The following is an 18,641-nucleotide window of genomic DNA, read 5'->3' as shown; positions in this document are numbered from 1 at the left end:
GCTTCAGACGCAAGGCTGAATTTCTGCCTGTTCTCTTGACTTGAACTCGCTTCATCCGACTCTGATCGATTCTTATGCTCGGCCGTTCGAACCCGCTATTTTTCAGTGTCCGATCTGGTCAAGACTCGGACACGCCCCATGACGCCTCAAACGTTCATCCCATGCACGAGCGAATTAAACGGCTTGCCGCCCTCCATCCACAGGTAGAAACGCGCCGGTGATGAACGACGATGCCGGCTCTGCCAGAAACAGCGTCGCGAGCGCGCAATCTCGCGCGCTCGCGAGCCGGTTCATCGGCTGACGGCGCTTGAGCATCTCGTAGTGCGCGGCCGGGTCGGCTTGCGCATCGGCGTGTTCGTAGGTCATCGGAGTATCGATGACGCCCGGACACACCGCGTTCACACGCACGTTGAACGGCGCCAGTTCCACCGCCAGCGCACGCGTGACGCCCGTCATCCCCGCCTTGGATGCGGTGTAGGCCACCGCGCCCGCCAGACCGCTCAACGACGTGATCGACGCCATGTTGATGATCGAGCCTTCCCGCGCTTCGCGCATCTTCGGTGCGACCAGGCGCGTCAGCTGTATCGCCGAGCCGAGATTCACGTCGATGGCCGAGCGAAAGTTCTCGGGCGTGGTGTCGTCGAGCGAACCGCGGATCGTCGCGCCCGCGTTGTTGACCAGCACCTGCACCGCGCCGCCCGCGCATCGTTCGGCGAAGGCGGCGAGCCGCGTCAGATATGCGTCGTCGGTGACGTCGCCGGGCAGCACGTGCACGTTGTCGCCGAGTTCCGTCGCGATGATATCGAGTTTGGCGCCCGTTAGCCCATTCAGCACGACGCGCGCGCCTTCCGCATGAAACACGCGCGCGATCTCCGCGCCGACGCCGCTGCCCGCGCCGGTCACGATCGCCGTCATGCCGCGCATCCGGCCGCTCGGCAAATGCGGCGGCGAATAGCTGAGTGCTTGTTCTTGCATCGTCACGTCTCCCTCGAACTCAGACGAACCAGCGGTGACGGCTCGCCTTTTCGGCGAATACCTCGCGATGCGCGGCCAGCGTCTTCGGCTCCTGCGCATCCGGCGAGCCGACTTCCCACCACGCGCCGGAACCGAACGGCAAGGCCTCGAGATTCGTATGCGCGGCGATCAGCACCGGGCCTTCGATCGTCGCGGCTCGGGCGAGCGCATCCCTGAATTCGGCACGCGTGCGGACATCGAAGCCCTGCGCGCCGAGCGAACGCGCATTGGCGGCGTAATCCACCTCGACATACTCGCCCGTCAGGCCGCGCGTGCCCGTCACCTTGCGGCGGAACTGCGTGCCGAACTCTTCGCCGACGTTGTGCATCTGGAAACCGCGTATGCACTGCCATCCTTGATTGACGAGCACGACAATGGTCATCGACACGCCCTCCTGCACAGCCGTCACGAGTTCGGTCGAATGACACATCAGATAGGTACCGTCGCCGACCACCGCGACGATGCGTCCGCGCACCTGATCGCCGAGTCCGTGGCCGAGCGCGGCGGGCAATTCGTAACCCATGCAACTGAAACCGTATTCCATGTCGAGTTCGCCGTGCTTGGATGCGTTCCACATCGCGTGCGCGTGACCGATCGCCGTCGACGACGAGAACACCACGCGATCGTTCACGCCCGTCGCGTTCGCGATATCCGACACGACCTCGAATCCCGTCAACGCCGGTTGCGTATGCTCGCGTATCGCGTCGACCTGCGTAAGCCATTGTTCGCGCGCGCTCGTCACGAAGTCCTTCCACGATGCATCCGCCCGATACGGCGTCGCCGACAGCGCGCGCGACAATGCGGCAAGGCCTTCGCGGGCATCGGCGCGCAACGGCAGCGCGCCCATCTTGCCCAAGTCGTGCGTGGACAGGTTGAGGGCGGCGATCTTCAACTCGGGAGCCTGGAACAACGTCTGCGATCCGGTGAGCGTATCGGCCAGGCGCGTGCCGACTGCGAGCACGAAGTCCGCGCGTTCCGCCGCCGCGTTCGCCGCCGGCGATCCGATGAAGCCGATGCCACCGAGATTCGCCTCGACGCCGCGACCGCCCGTGCGCCCGGCGAGACTCTCCACGACGGGAATCCCATACGTATTGCTCAACTCGGCCAGCGCGGCCTCCGCGCCCGCATAGCGCACGCCACCGCCCGCGACGATCAGCGGGCGCTTCGCCTGCGTCAGCGCCGCGACGACTTCGCCGAGCGCGCGCGCGTCGGGTCTTGCGCGATCGATCGTGTGAATGCGTTCGTCGAACAGATGCGCGGGAAAGTCGTACGCTTCGCCCTGCACGTCCTGGCACACGGCAATGGTGACCGCGCCTGCATTCGCGTGATCCAGCAACGCGGCGGTCGCATGGGGCAGCGAGTGAATGATCTGCTCGGGCCGCGTGATGCGATCGAAATAGCGGCTCACGGGACGCAGCGTGTCGTTCGCCGACATGCCGAAATCCTGCGGCATTTCCAGGCCCTGCAGAATCGGCCCCTGACGGCGCGAAGCGAATACGTCGCTCGGCAAAAGCAGCACCGGCACGCGATTCACGGTGGCGGTCGCCGCGCCCGTCACGAGATTCGTCGCGCCCGGCCCGAGCGATGTCGTCACCGCGAGCGTCGACATCAATCGATGCGACTTCGCGTAGCCGATGGCGGCATGGACCATCGCCTGCTCATTCTTGCCTTGAAAGAACGGCAGATCACCTTCTCCGAGACTCAGCGCATGGCCGAAGCCCGCGCCGTTGCCATGTCCGAAAATGCCGAACACGCCGCCGACGAGCGGCACGATCGCGCCGTCGCGCGAGACCTTTTGCGCGCCGAAATGGCGCAGGATTGCTTGCGCGGTCGTCAGGCGCACGGTGTTGGAAGCCATCATCTCTCTCCTGTGTTTCGAATCGTGTTCAATCGTTTCGGTTTCAATTCAGTATCAACGGATGGTCGCGCGGCTGATCGGCAAGCGGGCGCGCGCTGTCGGCCTCGATGAGAAACGTCTTTTCGACCTGCACCGAGGCGCCATCGGGCCAATGCCCCGCCACTTCCAGATTGACGACCATCCCTTGGACCAGCGGCTGATCGATCTCGTATTCGCCGATACCGTCATGAACGCAGCGCCCGGTCTCTGCGCCGAAGAACGGCCATTCACGGATCGACGTGCCGAGGCCGTGCCCTTGCGCGACGAGCGTCGAATCGGGCGATGCCGATTGCATCGCGTGCCATGCCTGCGACGCGCGCACGCCTGCGCGCAGCTTCGCGCGGCCCGCGTTCAGCACGCCGAGCGCATCGGCGTAACGCTGTTCGTCGCGCGGCGAGCATGCGCCGTGCGCGAGCGTCAGGCCAGTGTCGGAATAGAAACCTTCGAGGCGCGCGCCTGCATCGAAGAACAAGGTGCCAAGCTCACGTGGCGGCGGCAGGCGCACCGATACGCCGCCGCCCGCCATGCCCCACGCGAAGTGGTCGAACTCCGCGCCGCTTTCCGCGACAAGGCTCATGAAGCGGCGGCGTGCCGCGCGCGGATCGTCGCGTTGGGTCCACGACGGCAGGCTCTCGTTCAAGGCGCGCTCGGTCAGTGCGCAGACTTGCTGCATCGTATCGATGGCACCCGCGCTCTTGACCGACTTGAGCACGCGCCAGGCAATGCTGGCATCGACGAAAGAGCACATCGGCGCGGCCTGTTCCATCGCCTCGCGCGGGATGACCTGCGCTTCCCAGCCGATGCGCCTGCCCACGAGATCCATTTCGTGAAGCAAGGCGTTCAACGCAGCATCGGGCGTGGCGTGTCGCTGACCGCGACCGAACAGCACGACAGTGTCATGACCGCAGGCTTGCGCGTCCGCGCGCACGACCCCGTTTGCAACCAGACCCGTTCTTCCGTCCGGCAAGACGACCGCGTATCCGGCGCGCGGCGATTCGTCGCCGGAGGGAGAGACCATCCACGTCTGCATCTTTTCGTCGAGCCAGGTGCGATGTCCGCTCGCGACGAACACCGAATCCACGCTGCATGCGAGCAAGGCATCCACCCGGCGGTTCGCGAAGACGCGCTGCAGCGCCGACGAATCGAGAAAGCCACCGCTTGCGTGACGCTCAGGCATCGTAGACTCCGGCGGCAGCGGGCATCGCGCGCTTGTCGCGCCGCATCCACAACACCGCGAACACGATCACCAGTGCGGCGGGAATCGCGCCCACGAGCAAGAAGGAATAGCTTGCCGCCTGACGCGAGATTTCCTGCACCTGTTCCGCCGTCATCGCAGCGAGCGCGTCGGGACCGCCGGCTGCCTTCAGCTTCGCGGCATCGACGATTCGGCCGAGAAACGGCATCGCCACATAGATCGAGATCGATCCCGCGATGCCCATGAAGCCGACGCCGATCGCGCCCGCACGCGGATAGCGATCCGTCGCGATGGACAGCATCACCGGCCACACATAACAGATGCCAAAGCCCCACAAGGTCGCGGCAACCAGCGCCGAGGCCGGCGAGTGCGCATACCCCAATCCGAACAGGCCCGCCGCGCACAACAGCGCGGACACCGCGAGCAAGCCTTCGACCGACAGGCGCTTCTCGAAGAAGCCCGCGAAATGACGTCCGACGAACTGCAAGGCCGCCACGTACACGACGATGAGAATGCCGCGCATGCCGACCACATTCGACAAGGTCACGTCGATCCATTCGCGCGGCGCAATTTCCATCGTCGAGGTGAACAGCATGATGCCGAACCACATGAAGAAGCTCGGACGCTTCAGCAACTCGACGAACTGGCTGCGGAAATCGACGCCGAGCAGCGTGCTCGTCGTGCCCGCGAACTGGCGGCCGAAGGTCATGCTCGTGTAAATGATGGCGATGGCCGCGATCACGAGGAACAGGTAGTGCCACGACAGCGTGGCGGGATTGCTCATCACCGACAGCACGCCGCCCGTGATGAGGCCGGCCGGATAGTAAGCGTGCAGCATGCTCATGTAGTGCGTCGAGCCTTTCGGAAACAGGGTGCCCATGAGCGGGTTCACCGTCCCTTCGACCACCGCGTGGGCCGCACCGCCGAGGAACATGCCGGCGACGATCAGGTAATACACGCTGCGCCCCTCGGCGAGCATTCCGCAATAGGCGAGCGCGAAACTCGCGAGCAGAAACAGCACACCGGAGAAAAGCAGCATCGCCTTCATGCCGACCTTGTCGAGCAGCAGACTACACACGACGAGCATCACTGTGAAGCCGAGAAACGAACAGCCGAGCGCGTTGGCGATCATCGTGGCCGAGTGCGCCCGGTCGATGCCGTCGAGGTAAGTGCGCTGCAGATCCGCGGCGAGTCCCGCGCATAACGCGTCGCACACGCCGCATGCGAACATCGCGAGTAACGCGATGAGAAACTGCGCGCGCACGCCGGCGCGGCCAAGGCCTTCGTTGCTCATGTCTTCCGTCTCCTGATGGGTGTTATCGATGCGTCGGTATGGATGTCGTCAGCGGAATTGCCGAAGGCTGTGTTCGAGTGACGTGCGTAGCGCGCCCACATCCATCGCCACTGCGACGAACTGCGCGCCCAGTTGCAGATAGTTCGATGCGCGTCCGGCATCCGCCATCAGGATGCCCGGCGCCTTGCCGCACGCGCGGATGCGCACGATGGCATCGCAGATGGCGGCTTCCACTTCCGGATGTTTCGAGTCGCCGGGATGACCCATGCTCGCGGACAGATCGCCCGGTCCGATGAAGATGCCGTCGATGCCGTCAATGCGTGCAATGCCTTCGATCTCGGCGAGCGCCTCGCGCGTTTCGACCTGAACCAACAGACAGGTGTCTTCGTGCGCGCAATGGAGGTACGACGCATCGCGGCCGAAGTTCGACGCGCGCATCGCCCCGCTTACTCCGCGTATCCCCAGTGGCGGATAGCGCGTGGCGGCGACGGCGTAGCGGGCTTCGTCCGCGTTCTGCACGAACGGAAGCAGCAACGTCTGCGCCCCGATGTCCAGATACTGCTTGATGAGCACCGCATCGTTCCATGCGGGACGCACGACGGCTGATGTGCGCACGCCCGCGCCGGGACGCGCCGCATCGGCGGCACGCAGTTGTTCGATCATCTGCGGCACGCCGGCGGGTGCGTGCTCGGTGTCGAGCAGAATCCAGTCGTAGCCGCTTCCGGCGAGCAGTTCCGTCACGAACGCACTCGGAATCGAAGACCAGATGCCGATCTGCTGCTTGCCTTCCTTCAGCGCCTGTTTGATTTGATTAGTCATACGAATTGTGAATGATTGAATCGTATCGATCGTGAGTGTCGAGGCTTCAGCGATGACGCGGCGATCCGCTTTCGCGCACGATGACGTCGTCGCGGGTGCGAATCGACGGCTGCAATTCCGTGCCGATGCCGGCGGCGGTCGGCGCGAGAGCCATGCCACGACTCAGCACGGGCAACTCGGTGACGAGATCGCGATACCACGTGGCAAGCGTCGCGCGCACCACTTCCTGGAAGATCGCGGTCGGCGCGTGCACGGCGAGATGAAGTCCGGCCATCAGGGTGACGGGACCGGTGCAATCGTGCGGCGCGAGCGGCTTGGCGTACATGCCCGCGAGCGCGGCGATCTTCTTCCCCTCGCTTAGGCCACCGCACCATGCCAGATCGAGCATCACGATATCGAGTGCGTCGGCGGCGAGCAGATCGCGGTATTGCCGCGCGCTGCCGAGCGTTTCGCTGCCGCAGATCGGCACGCGTGTGCGGCGGCGCAGATCGGCGAGCGCGGCGGCATCGTCCATCTTGTTGAGCGGATCCTCGACCCAGAACACGCCGACATCTTCGAGCGCATTGCAGATGCGCGCCGCCGCATGCGCACCGAACAGGCTGTGCAATTCGCACATGACCTCGATGCGATCGCCCACGGCCGCGCGAATCTTGCGGAATGGTTCGAGTCCCTGCTTCAGCTCGGTCAGACTCAGCAGATGGCCATTGCTCTTCGGCGCGAACACGTCGAAGGGCCAGATTTTCATCGCGCGATAGCCTTCTTCGAGGAGGCTTTCGGCAAGGCGTCCGGCATCGCGCATGAAGGCGATCTGATCGTCATACGGACCGGACATCGCATCCGTGCTGCCGATGTCGCGCCGCGCCGCGCCGGACGTGTTGAAGCGATAACCCGCGCACGTGTTGTAGACCGGCACCGACTCGCGCACGCATCCGCCGAGCGCGACATGCACCGGCACGCCGTGCCGCTTGCCCGCGAGGTCCCACAGCGCTATATCGACGGCGCTCGCGGCGCGCGTCTCCGCACTGCTGCTGTTGAAGCCGACATACGGCGTCATCAGATGATGCGATACGGCTTCGATATGTTGCGCATCGCGTCCAACGAGCCACGGCGCGACCTGGCTGTGCAACACGGCTTCGACCGCTTCCGCGCCACGGAACGATTCGCCGAGGCCCGTCAGGCCGTCATCAGTTTCGAGTTCGACCCAGATGAGATTGGGATGCTCGCGAATGCGCAGTGTGCGAAGTGCAGTGACGATCGACATGTTGGGCTGAGTTCCTGAGTTCCTGAGTTGACTGAGTGCCGCTTCAAGCATGGACGCAGTATCTGGTTCGGCCCGAAAAAGTGTCAACCAGCAGTAAAAGCTGTGATACAGCTTTTGTTCGATACTCGGGAAAACACTGATTCTTGCGTTCGAAAGACGAAAGCTGTTATACAGCCTTCTTATTCTCAACGCTTCGGTCGACGCCATGAATCAGGAGACTTCGCTCACGCGGCACGCATACGACGCGCTCGTCGTCATGCTCGACGACGGCCGCTTCCCCGAAAACACGCGGCTTCCGAGCGAGGACCGCATGGCGAAGGAGCTGGGCATCTCGCGGCCCGTGCTGCGCCTCGCGCTGGAACGGTTGCGCACGGAGAACCGCATCGTGTCGCGCAAGGGTTCCGGGCATTACGTGCTATCGAAGAGCGCGGCGCCGCCTGCCATCGCGTATGGGTCGCTGGCCGGCATCTCCGATGTGCGCGACTTTCTGATGTTCCGCATGACCATCGAAACCGAAGGCGCGGCCCTGGCGGCATCGGTGGCGAATGAAGGCGCGAACGCGGCGATCGACGGCGCCCAGCAACACATGTTGCAGTCGTTCGACGAACGGCGTCCGGGCATCGACGAAGACATCGCGTTCCATATCGCCATCGCGCACGCGAGCGGCAACCGCTTCTATGCGCTGACGATTGAATCGCTCGCCGACCAGATGCGTCTGTCCGTGCGGCTGATCCGCGACCTGTCGGCGCAAACTGTCGCGACGCGCAAGGAAGCGATCATCCGTGAACACGGCGAGATTGTGCAGGCGATCGCGGAACGCGATCCGGAGCGCGCCCGGCAAGCCATGCGCGCGCATCTGCTTGGCGGCATTGAGCGGCTTTTTGGCGACCAAAGTTGAGCCGCATCGTCGCGTCGTGCGGCCTCGGTTGCGAATGCTCGATACTTCGTCACGCTTGTAGTTGAGCGCTAGCCGATAAGTCTCGCGCGTCTCGTTTTCGCGTTCGATCAGGCGGCTTCATTTCTTCGGCGCGTGCGAGTTCGTCGTCCAGATGTCGCGATACATCTTCCATTGCCCATTTGCGCGCTGAGGCAGCCGCTGTTGATCATCTATATAAGACGGTGCCAGGTTCCACCACGCGGCAATTGTCCGGCAATACCTGGACTCTCTCGAGGGCCACATTCAAATCGCTTTCCTGCCGCCGTACTGTCCAGAACTCAGTCCCGTCGAGTATCTGTGGACATGGCTCAAACGCCCCGCGATCGCGAACTTCTGCCCCGACAACCTCGACGAGTTGCAGACCGTCGCTCGCAACAAACTCAAGGGCGCGCAGCACTTCGATTACTGCCGCGTCCTGGATTTATGCATCCCTGTGGTGATGTCAAGATTAGTGGGTAGCCGCGTTCCCTCTCAGAAACGCGGCAACTCGTCAGGAACGCAATTTGGCAGAAGCGGCGAGACAGACTGCACACCTATAAACGGCTTGCTGAGCGCAAATATGACACGCGCTCACGCCCGGATAGTAACCGTGCCGCCACTCCGATACATTGGAGCAAGGGCGGGAAATCGGGGTTACCACGTTCCCAATCCTGCCGACCCACTTGTTGTCGGGCCTATCCGTTTAGCACCTGCTTATCCCCCGGTGGCATCTCTGGCGACGTGGACTCATCCATAAGAAGTGCAACCAGCCACACACCTTTTGGTTAGAGCCATTCAGCAGTTTGGGCTCTTCTGACCTTACGAGGGCTCACACGGCAATTCACTTACGTTGTGCATGCGGAACTTGCCTAGCCTTCACACCGCGCGGCTGCTGGCAGTGTCGAATCCCCCTGTCACCAGGGTGAACCGTCTTTCGATAAGTACATTGTCCCCGGAGCTTCATACCCGATCGTTACCAATCACGCATGTCCGGGTAGGCAACTGCTGATCGCACAGCAGGTCACATCTTCAACCTCCAGTATTTCCGATGCTGAATGTGACAAGGCAGAAAAGAGCTTTGCCATCCGTTACTGCATGCCGAATCACGCTCGGCGGACGGCGACACGTGTCGCACTATGGAAAGATCAATAGTCCTTCGTGGCTACCCTTGCGATCGGTAAGTGTATGGGAGACAAGTAGGCGTCCATGCGGCAGTTTTCACGATCAAAAGATCCGCAAGGCCTCAAATAAGCTACCAGCGTTCCACAGGAAGGGAGATACGAGCAACCAGCCCCGATGGTTCCCGGTTGGCCAAGGTCAGCCTGCCGCCGTGCGCGCGCAAAATTTCATCGACGATCGACAATCCGAGGCCCACGCTGCCGGGCCGCTTCGCGCGCGACGGATCGAGCCGTACGAACGGTTCGATCACGTCCTCCAGGCGTTCGGGCGGAATGCCCGGTCCATCGTCCATCACGTCGATCACGATCTCCTGCCCTTTCACACTCGCCGACACGACGATCACCGTGCCGAAGTGGATGGCGTTTTCGATCAAATTCGTGAGCACGCGCTGGATGGCGTCGGGCCGGCAGAACAGCGGAAGCTGGCCGGCGCCTTCGTAGCGTATGTCCGCGCCGGATTCCGCGTACTCGTCGCACAAGGCTTCGAGCAGCGCTCCCAGATCCAGCCATTCCTTCGTTTCGGCATTCGCGTTACTCGTCAGAAACGAGAGCGCGGAACTCACCATGGTTTGCATCAGGCCGAGATCGCGCAGTAGCTTGGTGCGGTCCACTTCGCGTTCGTCGTTGTCAAGTTGCAGGCGCATGCGTGTGAGCGGCGTGCGCAGATCGTGGCTGATGGCCGCCAGCATGCGCGTGCGGCTCTGCATGTGACGCGTGATGCGCTCCTGCATCAGATTGAACGCGTGCGCGGCGCGCCGTATTTCGAGCGGTCCCTCTTCTTCGATCGGCGCGATCGCGATCTCGCGTCCGAATGCATCGGCTTTCTCGGAGAGACGGCGCAGCGGACGAATGACGCGCCATACGGCCCACGCCGAAAGGGCCAGCAGGCCCACGCACAGGAAGAGCAACGAACCGTAGAACGGGAACGTGAAGCGTGGCGGCTCCGATCCCACGCGATCGGTACGAATTTCGAGCATGCGGCCGCCCAGCGGAATCAGCACTTGCATGTCCCGCTCGGCATGGCGGGCATCGCAGGAACGCACCGTGATGCCTTCGCCTGCCTCATGGAGTTCGGCCTGCAGCGACGTTTCAAGATCGTGTGCATCGAGCGTCTGGTTCTGGCACGGCGCAGGCGCGTCGGTCAACTGCACGCGCATGTTCGCACGCTGATTCGCGGCAGCGGCATTCGTACGCTGCTCGACGGGCATCGATTGCAGCGTTCGCACCAGGCTCGCAATCCGATAAGTCGTCTGCCAGGGCCACGGCGGACTCGGTGGCGCGCCCGGATAGAACAGCAACGCGATGAAGAGAAGGAAAGACGCCACCGAGGAACCGGCGACGATCGCAAGGATCTGCCCGAGTGTCGTCGAAAAAAACGCCAGCACGCGTCGCATCAGACGACCGTCACTTCGGGTTCGAACGCGTAACCGTCAGCGCGCAAGGTGCGGATGGGTTCGTCGAGCGGATCGTCGCCCGCGAGCTTGCGGCGCAGGCGGCTGATCAGCAGATCGACGGAACGCGCCGCAATCGGGAAGTTCTTGCCGCGCGTGAGGCTGATCAGCTCCTCGCGCGACAGCACGCGCCGCGCGTGCTGGCACAGCACGAGCAGCAGATCGGTTTCCGCGCCAGTCAGGGGCACGCGCAGGCCCTTCGGCGAGCGCAGAAAGCGCCGGTACGGATAAAAGGTGAAGCCCGAGAACTTCATCACGAGTTCGGTCGGCGTTTCCTTCGCCGCCGTGTCGTTCGGCTGCCCGCGACGCAGCACCACGCGAATGCGCGCAAGCAGCTCGCGCAAATCGAAAGGCTTGGTCACGTAATCGTCCGCGCCGAGTTCGAGGCCGATCACCTTGTCGGTCGCCTCCGACAACGCGGTGAGCATGATGACCGGCGGGCCGCCCGACGCGCGCACGTGCCGGCACAGGCTCAGACCGTCTTCGCCGGGCAGCATCACGTCGAGCAGCATGACGTCGAACGTGCCTTGCGCGAGGGCGTCGCGCGCGCCTTCGGCGCTCGCTTCCACATGCACCTCGTAGCCCTTGCCGCGCAGAAAGTCCGCGAGCGAGGCGCTGATGTCAGGATCGTCTTCGACGAGGAGAAGATGGGATGCGCTCAATTCGATTGACGTCGACAGAAAAAAGGAAGCGAAGCGGGCAGACGCCAATTGTCCACCAGAAATGCGACGCGCGTTCGTGTCAATCTAGACACAATATGTGAATGTCTATATGAATCAATAACTTAGTTGATACTTTCGAACCGCACGGCTATTGTTGGGAGCCTCGGTATCTCCCACACTTCAGCATGATCGACCACGCATCCGGACACACACTTCTTCGTACTCTCGCGCTTTCCGCCCTTTGCGCCTTCGCGCTTGCCGCGTGCAAGGACCAGACCGCTTCGGCGGCGCCCACGGCCGGGGCGCCGCCGCAAGTCACCGTGAGCACATTGCGCGCGCAACGCATCGAGATCGTCGACGATCTGTCGGGACGCCTTTCATCGACCGAAATCGCGGATGTGCGTCCGCAAGTGGACGGCATCGTGCAGAAGCGGCTCTTTACCGAAGGTTCGACGGTAAAAGCAGGACAGCCGCTCTATGAACTGGATGCCGCCAGCCATCAGGCCGCGTACGACACCGCGCGCGGCACGCTGCAGAAAGCCATCGCGACCTCGAAAGCCGCCGACGCTACGGCGCGCCGCTATCAGGAACTGCTGAAGGTGAAGAGCGTCAGCGAACAGGACGTCGAGAACTATCTCGCCGCCGCCGACGAAGCCCGCGCCGATATCGTCACCGACCGCGGGGCCCTCGAAACCGCGCGCGTGAATCTGGCACGCACACGCATCGTCGCGCCGATCGGCGGGAAGATCGGCAAGTCGAGCGTCACAGCGGGCGCGCTCGTCACGTCGGATCAGACGAGCGCGCTCGCCACCATCCAGTCGATGGATACGCTCTACCTCGACGTCACGCGTTCGAGCGCGCAGGCGCTGCGCCTGTCGAAGGCGATCGCATCCGGCAAGTTGCAGGCGGGCACGAGCGAAGTCACGCTGCAGACCGAGGACGGCGCAACCTATGCGCATCCGGGCAAGCTGCTCTTTTCCGATATCACCGTCGATTCAACGACGGGGTCCATCACGCTGCGCGCGCTGATTCCCAATCCCGAGCATGAACTGATGCCCGGCATGTTCGTGCAGGCGCGTCTGAGCGAAGGCGAGCAGGACGCGCTGCTCGTGCCGCAGACGCTCGTAAGCCGCGGTTCGGGCGGCACATCGAGCGTGCTCGTCGTGAATGCGCAAAACGTCGTGGAAAGCCGCAGCGTGAGCGCCGATCAGGCGCACGGCGGCGACTGGATCGTGACGAGCGGCTTGCATGCGGGTGAGCGCATCGCCACGGACAACCTGCAGACGATCAGTGCGGGCATGACGGTATCCCCCGTCGAAAGTGCCGCAAAAACATCGCTTGCGCAGGGAGACTGATTCGTCATGCTCTCCCGCTTCTTCATTCATCGGCCCGTGCTGGCATGGGCCATCGCCATCGTCGTCATGATGATCGGCGCGCTGTCGTTGCGCACGCTGTCGGTCGAGCAGTACCCCAGCGTCGCGCCGCCTTCCATCCGTATCAGCGCGACATATCCCGGCGCGTCCGCCGATACGCTCGCGACCACCGTCACGCAGGTCATCGAACAGGACATGGTCGGCATCGACAATCTGATGTACATGTCCTCGACGAGCAGCTCGGCCGGCACCGCGACCATCACGCTCACGTTCAGGTCCGGGACCAACGCGGACGTCGCCGCCATGCAGGTGCAGAACAAGGTGCAGGAAGCGAATGCCTCGCTGCCCACCGCCGTGCAGGAACAAGGCATTCAGATCACGAAGACGTCATCGGACATTCTGATGGTCGTTTCGCTGACATCGACCGATGGCCGCATGAGCGCGATCGATCTCGGCAACCTGATGGCGACGCGGATCGAAGACCCGCTCACGCAGATCAACGGTGTCGGACAGATTCAGCTCTTCAACGCGCAACACTCCATGCGCGTATGGCTCGACCCCGTCAAATTGCGCAGCGTCGGCCTGATGCCGAGCGACGTGACGACCGCGATCAGCAATCAGAACGCGCAACTGTCGGTCGGGCAGATTGGCGGCGCGCCGTCGACCGCGAAGCAGGCGATCAACGCGACCATCGTCACGCGCGGCTTTCTCAAGACCGCCGACGAGTTCGGCGACATTCAACTGCGCGTCAACACGGACGGTTCGCGCGTCTATCTGAAGGACGTCGCGAAGGTCGAAGTCGGCGGCGACTCGTACGACATGACATCGCGCATCGACGGAAAGGCGTCGGCCGCGATGGGCATTCAACTCGCGACCGGCGCGAACGCGCTGTCCGTGGCGAAAGCGGTGAAGGCGCAACTCGCCGTACTGCAGAAGCAGTTGCCGGGCGGCGTCGAACTCAGCGTGCCGCACGATACGACGCCGTTCATCTCTGCCTCGATCTCCGAAGTCGTGAAGACGCTGATCGAAGCGGTCGTGCTCGTGTTTCTCGTGATGTATCTGTTCCTCGGCAACCTGCGCGCGACGCTGATTCCGACCATCGTCGTGCCGGTCGCGCTGCTCGGCACCTTCGCGCTGATGGCGGCGGTCGGCTTCACGATCAATGTGCTCTCGCTGTTCGCACTCGTGCTCGCCATCGGCCTGCTGGTGGACGATGCGATCGTCGTCGTGGAAAACGTCGAGCGGTTGCTCGCCGAAGGCATGAGTCCGCTCGACGCGACGGTGAAAGCGATGAGCGAAATCGGCGGCGCGCTCGTCGGCGTCACGGCGGTACTGACCGCGGTGTTCATTCCGATGGCGTTCATGTCGGGATCGACCGGGGAAATCTATCGCCAGTTCTCGCTGACGATCACGTCCGCGATGCTGTTGTCCGTGCTGCTCGCCCTGACGCTCACGCCCGCGCTGTGTGCAACGCTGCTGCGTCCCGTCGACAAGACACACGCCCGCCGCGGATTCTTCGCGTGGTTCGATCGCAAATTCGAAGGCGGCACGCGCCGATATGAGCGCGCAGTGACGAAACTCGTCGCGCGCCCGCTGCGAACCATGGCGGCGTATGCGGCGATCTGCGGCGTCGCCGGACTGCTGTACATGCAACTGCCGTCTTCGTTCCTACCGGACGAAGATCAGGGCACGCTAATGACGCTCATCACGCTTCCGGCAGGTAGTTCGGGCGTGCAAACGAATCAGGTGGCAAAACAGGTGGAAACGTATTACATGAAGCGGCCCGAAGTGGCGAATATCGTCATGCTCGATGGCTTCAGCTTCTCCGGCACCGGCCAGAACATGGCGATGGCGATGGTCAAGCTGAAGGACTGGAAAGATCGCACCAGGCAAGGCCAGAGCGCCGCCACGATCATCGACGATGCGAACCGGCATTTCCGCAGCATCAGGAAAGCGCAGGTCTTCGCAACGAATCCGCCGGCCGTGCGCGGCCTCGGCAGTTACAGCGGCGTCGATTTCGAACTGAAGGACACGGCCGGTCTCGGCCACGATGCGCTCGTCGCGGCGAAGCAGAAGCTGATCGCGCTGGCCTCCAAGGACGCGCGCATCTCCGGCATGCGCGCGGCCGGCATGGCCGACGAGCCGCAATACGCGGTGGACATCGATTATCTGAAAGCCTCCGCGCTCGGCGTGAGCGCGTCGAACATCAACAGCACGCTGCAAACGGTGTTCGGCTCGAGCTACGTCAACAACTACGTCGATACGGGCCGCATCCAGAAAGTTTATGTGCAGGCGCTGCCGCAATACCGAATGATGCCGGCGGACATCGACAAGTGGTTCGTCGCGTCGGCCAACGCGAGCGCATCGGCGACGAACGGCTACGACAACGCGATGGTGCCCTTCTCCGCGTTCGCCACCGGGCACTGGACGACCGGTTCGCCACAAGTCGAGCGCTACAACCGCAGCCTGTCGATGGAGATGACCGCGCAAAGCCCCGCAGGCGTGAGCAGCGGCGACACGATGAAGGCCGTCGAGGCGCTCGTAGCGCAACTGCCGCAAGGCATCGCGATGGAATGGACCGGTCAGTCGTATCAGGAACAACTGGCGGGCTCCCAGGCGACGTATCTCTATGCGTTGTCGCTCGTCGTCGTATTCCTGTGTCTCGCCGGCTTGTATGAAAGCTGGTCGGTGCCGTTCTCGGTGATCCTCGTCGTGCCGCTGGGCATTGTCGGCGCGCTGGTTGCCGCGCATATACGGGGCTTTTCCGACGACATCTACTTCAAGGTCGGCTTGCTGACAACCATCGGCCTTGCGACGAAGAACGCGATTCTCATCGTCGAATACGCGAAATCGCTGCACGAGCGCGGGCATGGCGTGCGGCAGGCGGCGATCGAGGCGGCGCACCTGCGTCTGCGGCCCATCGTGATGACATCGCTCGCGTTCGGCTTCGGTGATCTGCCGATGGCCATCGCCAGCGGCGCGGGCGCGGCGAGCAGGCAAAGCCTCGGCACGGGCGTGCTCGGCGGCGTGATCGCGGCGACGCTGTTCGCGATTCTTTTCGTGCCCGTGTTCTTCGCGGTGGTCAAGCGAGCCGGAGGCGCCCATGAGTAAGCTGATCGCCATCGTGCTCATGGTGTTCGCGATGACCGCGTGCACGCTCGAACCGCACTACGAACGTCCGGCCGCGCCGATTCCCGCGCATTACCCCCAGTACGAATCGACCCGGTCCGCGCAGACGTCGGAAGGCGCGCTCGCGGACTGGCGCACCTTCGTGCAGGACGAGTCTCTGCGCGAGGTGATCGAACTCGCGCTCGCGAACAATCGCGATCTGCGGCAGGCGGCGCTGAAGGTCGAGCAGTACGAGGCGCAGTATCGCGTCACGCGCGCGGAACTCGGCCCCGCGATCACCGCGACGGCTTCGCAATCCGCTTCGCGATCGTTGGGCGTAACGAGCCGCAGCGCGAGCGTGCAAGTCGGCGCGAGCGCATGGGAACTCGATTTCTTCGGGCGCATTCGCAGTCTCAAGAATCAGGCGCTGGAGCAATATCTCTCCACCGATGCCGCGCAGCGCAGCACGCAGATCAGCCTGATTTCGACCACCGCGACCGATTACGTCACGTGGCTGTCGGATCGCGCGTTGCTGGAGATGACCGAGCGCACTGTGAAGTCCTATCGCGATACCTACGATACGACCTTGCGCGCCGCGCAACTCGGCAGCGGATCGATGGAAGACGTGCAATCGGCCCGCACGTCGCTCACGAGCGCGATGGCGAGCGTCGCGTCGTACCGGCGCGCGGTGGAACAGGATCGCAACAATCTGGTCGCCGTGATCGGCACGTTTCTGCCCGATGGCTTCCCGGAAGATCGCGTGCTGCCCGATGCGTCGCTGTTCGCCGCCGTGCCCGAAGGATTGCCATCGTCGCTGCTCACGCAACGGCCGGATATCGTCGAAGCGGAGCATTCGCTGAAAGCGGCCAACGCGTATATTGGCGCGGCGCGGGCCGCGTTCTTCCCGAGCGTCTCGCTGACGGCGACGGGCGGCGTCGCGAGCGGTTCGCTGTCGTCGCTCTTCAAGGCGGGCAGCGGTGCATGGGCGTTTTCGCCGTCGATCACGACACCGATCTTCGAATTCGGCAGCCTGCGCGCAACGCTCGACGCCGCTGCGATTTCGAAAAACATTCAGATCGCCGCGTATGAAGGCACGATCCAGACCGCGTTCAAGGAAGTCGCGAATGCACTGGCGGCGCGCGCGACCTATGCCGATCAGATCGCAGCCGACACCCAGTACGTCGATGCAGCGCAGCAGTATTACGACATCGCGAACTCACGGTTTCGGGGCGGCCTCGACAGCTTCCTGACCCTGCTCACCGCACAACGCACGCTGCTGACTGCGCAGACGCAACTCATCACGGATCGCGCCGCGCAGCAGAGCAGCGCAGTGACGCTTTATACGGCGCTGGGCGGCGGATGGACCAAGCAGGCCGGGCAAGACGATGCAACGTTGGCGCGACGAGAGAAACCGATATCGGACGAAAAACGCCAGGGTTCAAACCAAACGAATCAGCTCAACGTGGTTGGCCGCTAATTGTTCGAGACAGGAGTGATCAGCGGCAATCCTCTCGCGAAAGCGTCCACGTTCGCAAGAACGAGTTGCGCCATTGCATCGCGCGTTTCGAGAGTGGCGCTTCCGATGTGCGGCGTGAGCAGCACGTTGTCGTGAGACAGCAGCGATTCGTGCACGTGCGGCTCGTTCTCAAATACATCGAGTCCCGCGCCAGCGATGTCGCCTTTTGCCAGCGCGTCGACCAGCGCTGCTTCGTCCACGACGGAGCCGCGGGCGACGTTGATAAGAATGCCTTTTGAGCCGAGCGCGGCGAGGACGTTTCGGTCGACGATGTGGCGCGTGTTCCCGCCTCCAGGCAAGGACAGCATCAACACATCCGACGCGCGCGCGAGCTCCATGATCGAGTCGAAGTACTCGTAAGGCAGTTCGCTCTTGCGGTTCGGCCCGTGATACGCGACCCGCATCCCGCATGCACTCACGCGCGTTGCGATCTCGCGCCCGATCGCACCCATTCCGATGATGCCGCAAAGCTTCCCGCCGATCTTCGTGCCTAGCGGAAACTTGCGCTCGGACCAATGCCCGGCGCGCACGAATCGGTCGGCTTCAGCAATCCGCCGCGCCGTGCCCAACAGCAAGCCGAGCGCCGCATCGGCGACGCACGCGTTGAGCACGTTCGGCGTATTCGTCACGGCGACGCCCCGGCTGCGCGCCGCGTCCAGATCGATCGGATCGACGCCCACGCCAACACTCGCTATCAGCCGAAGATTCGGCAGCGATTCGATCAGCGCCTTGTCCGCGCCGATCGCGCCACTCGTCGCGAGCACATCGAAACGCGCGCCTTGCTGCGCGAGATATGCTTTGGGGTCCGGTTGCTCCCAGAGTCGCGAACTCTCATACGTGTTCTCGATGCGATCTACGAGACCGGGATGAATCGGACCCGCGACCAATACGCTGAGCGGACGCGGGGCAAGTTCGGTTGCGGGTGTCGCCATCACGGAATCCATGAATGAAGGTGAA

The 18,641-nt window shown here is 63.3% G+C and carries 13 protein-coding genes and 1 pseudogene; 5 read left to right on the top strand and 9 right to left on the bottom strand.

Translation table 11 applies throughout. The features are described from left to right. Nucleotides 1–174: 174 nt before the first annotated feature. From AC1Z32_RS08980 to AC1Z32_RS08955, 6 genes are read right to left on the bottom strand one after another with little or no spacing between them, the layout of a single operon-like run. Entirely contained in the window at nt 175–975 is an 801-nt protein-coding gene (locus AC1Z32_RS08980) for an SDR family NAD(P)-dependent oxidoreductase (RefSeq protein ID WP_483478379.1), read from the bottom strand. A gap of 19 nt (nt 976–994) precedes the next feature. Next, on the bottom strand, nt 995–2,872 hold the full coding sequence (locus AC1Z32_RS08975; RefSeq protein WP_483478378.1) for a thiamine pyrophosphate-dependent enzyme: 1,878 nt from the start codon (nt 2,870–2,872) through the stop codon (nt 995–997). A gap of 43 nt (nt 2,873–2,915) precedes the next feature. After that, nucleotides 2,916–4,088, bottom strand: a complete 1,173-nt coding sequence (locus tag AC1Z32_RS08970; RefSeq protein ID WP_483478377.1) for a M24 family metallopeptidase — start codon at nt 4,086–4,088, stop codon at nt 2,916–2,918. Continuing rightward, nucleotides 4,081–5,400 (bottom strand): MFS transporter, encoded by a 1,320-nt coding sequence (locus tag AC1Z32_RS08965; RefSeq protein WP_483478376.1) that lies wholly within the window; start codon nt 5,398–5,400, stop codon nt 4,081–4,083. The genes AC1Z32_RS08970 and AC1Z32_RS08965 overlap by 8 nt, the downstream gene beginning before the upstream one ends. A 48-nt stretch (nt 5,401–5,448) precedes the next feature. Further along, nucleotides 5,449–6,219, bottom strand: a complete 771-nt coding sequence (locus AC1Z32_RS08960) for an HpcH/HpaI aldolase family protein (RefSeq protein WP_483478375.1) — start codon at nt 6,217–6,219, stop codon at nt 5,449–5,451. Between the two features lie 46 nt (nt 6,220–6,265). Further along, entirely contained in the window at nt 6,266–7,480 is a 1,215-nt protein-coding gene (locus AC1Z32_RS08955; RefSeq protein WP_483478374.1) for a mandelate racemase/muconate lactonizing enzyme family protein, read from the bottom strand. A gap of 205 nt (nt 7,481–7,685) precedes the next feature. Here AC1Z32_RS08955 and AC1Z32_RS08950 point away from each other — a divergent pair, with 205 nt between their 5' ends. Further along, nucleotides 7,686–8,378, top strand: a complete 693-nt coding sequence (locus AC1Z32_RS08950) for a FadR/GntR family transcriptional regulator (RefSeq protein ID WP_483478373.1) — start codon at nt 7,686–7,688, stop codon at nt 8,376–8,378. 247 nt (nt 8,379–8,625) lie between these two features. After that, nucleotides 8,626–8,857 (top strand): annotated as a pseudogene (locus AC1Z32_RS08945) (transposase); the annotation flags it as partial. 791 nt (nt 8,858–9,648) lie between these two features. Here AC1Z32_RS08945 and AC1Z32_RS08940 read toward each other — a convergent pair. Together AC1Z32_RS08940 and AC1Z32_RS08935 are read right to left on the bottom strand one after the other, a co-directional pair. After that, nucleotides 9,649–10,968, bottom strand: coding sequence for an ATP-binding protein (locus AC1Z32_RS08940; RefSeq protein ID WP_483478372.1), 1,320 nt, complete (start codon nt 10,966–10,968; stop codon nt 9,649–9,651). Then, nucleotides 10,968–11,687 carry a response regulator transcription factor gene (locus AC1Z32_RS08935; RefSeq protein WP_483478371.1) on the bottom strand — a complete coding sequence of 240 codons (720 nt, stop codon included), beginning with the start codon at nt 11,685–11,687 and terminating at the stop codon, nt 10,968–10,970. Before AC1Z32_RS08935 ends, AC1Z32_RS08940 begins: the two co-directional genes overlap by 1 nt. 185 nt (nt 11,688–11,872) lie before the next feature. On the opposite strand from AC1Z32_RS08935, the gene AC1Z32_RS08930 reads away from it, so the two are divergent. From AC1Z32_RS08930 to AC1Z32_RS08920, 3 genes are read left to right on the top strand one after another with little or no spacing between them, the layout of a single operon-like run. Beyond that, on the top strand, nt 11,873–13,042 hold the full coding sequence (locus AC1Z32_RS08930) for an efflux RND transporter periplasmic adaptor subunit (RefSeq protein WP_483478370.1): 1,170 nt from the start codon (nt 11,873–11,875) through the stop codon (nt 13,040–13,042). Between the two features lie 6 nt (nt 13,043–13,048). Further along, nucleotides 13,049–16,171: an efflux RND transporter permease subunit gene (locus AC1Z32_RS08925; protein ID WP_483478369.1), complete on the top strand. Its 3,123-nt coding sequence runs from the start codon at nt 13,049–13,051 to the stop codon at nt 16,169–16,171. Beyond that, the gene (locus AC1Z32_RS08920; protein WP_483478368.1) at nt 16,164–17,645 is read left to right on the top strand and encodes an efflux transporter outer membrane subunit; all 1,482 of its coding nucleotides are present in this window, start codon (nt 16,164–16,166) and stop codon (nt 17,643–17,645) included. The genes AC1Z32_RS08925 and AC1Z32_RS08920 overlap by 8 nt, the downstream gene beginning before the upstream one ends. Here the strand turns inward: AC1Z32_RS08920 and AC1Z32_RS08915 are convergent. Then, nucleotides 17,642–18,616 (bottom strand): 2-hydroxyacid dehydrogenase, encoded by a 975-nt coding sequence (locus AC1Z32_RS08915; RefSeq protein WP_483478367.1) that lies wholly within the window; start codon nt 18,614–18,616, stop codon nt 17,642–17,644. The two genes, AC1Z32_RS08920 and AC1Z32_RS08915, sit on opposite strands and share 4 nt — an antisense overlap. Between the last annotated feature and the right edge of the window lie 25 nt (nt 18,617–18,641).

Source organism: Caballeronia sp. 11_S32 (assembly GCF_056930355.1).
The sequence above is the reverse complement of the archived record's forward strand: the minus strand, read 5'-3'. Positions and strand labels throughout refer to the sequence as shown.

Coding starts and splice junctions, on each gene's coding strand:
- AC1Z32_RS08930 (WP_483478370.1), top strand. CDS start 11,873: ATGATCGACCACGCATCCGGACACACACTTCTTCGTACTCTCGCGCTT.
- AC1Z32_RS08925 (WP_483478369.1), top strand. CDS start 13,049: ATGCTCTCCCGCTTCTTCATTCATCGGCCCGTGCTGGCATGGGCCATC.
- AC1Z32_RS08920 (WP_483478368.1), top strand. CDS start 16,164: ATGAGTAAGCTGATCGCCATCGTGCTCATGGTGTTCGCGATGACCGCG.
- AC1Z32_RS08975 (WP_483478378.1), bottom strand. CDS start 2,872: ATGGCTTCCAACACCGTGCGCCTGACGACCGCGCAAGCAATCCTGCGC.
- AC1Z32_RS08965 (WP_483478376.1), bottom strand. CDS start 5,400: ATGAGCAACGAAGGCCTTGGCCGCGCCGGCGTGCGCGCGCAGTTTCTC.
- AC1Z32_RS08980 (WP_483478379.1), bottom strand. CDS start 975: ATGCAAGAACAAGCACTCAGCTATTCGCCGCCGCATTTGCCGAGCGGC.
- AC1Z32_RS08960 (WP_483478375.1), bottom strand. CDS start 6,219: ATGACTAATCAAATCAAACAGGCGCTGAAGGAAGGCAAGCAGCAGATC.
- AC1Z32_RS08915 (WP_483478367.1), bottom strand. CDS start 18,616: ATGGCGACACCCGCAACCGAACTTGCCCCGCGTCCGCTCAGCGTATTG.
- AC1Z32_RS08950 (WP_483478373.1), top strand. CDS start 7,686: ATGAATCAGGAGACTTCGCTCACGCGGCACGCATACGACGCGCTCGTC.
- AC1Z32_RS08940 (WP_483478372.1), bottom strand. CDS start 10,968: ATGCGACGCGTGCTGGCGTTTTTTTCGACGACACTCGGGCAGATCCTT.
- AC1Z32_RS08955 (WP_483478374.1), bottom strand. CDS start 7,480: ATGTCGATCGTCACTGCACTTCGCACACTGCGCATTCGCGAGCATCCC.
- AC1Z32_RS08970 (WP_483478377.1), bottom strand. CDS start 4,088: ATGCCTGAGCGTCACGCAAGCGGTGGCTTTCTCGATTCGTCGGCGCTG.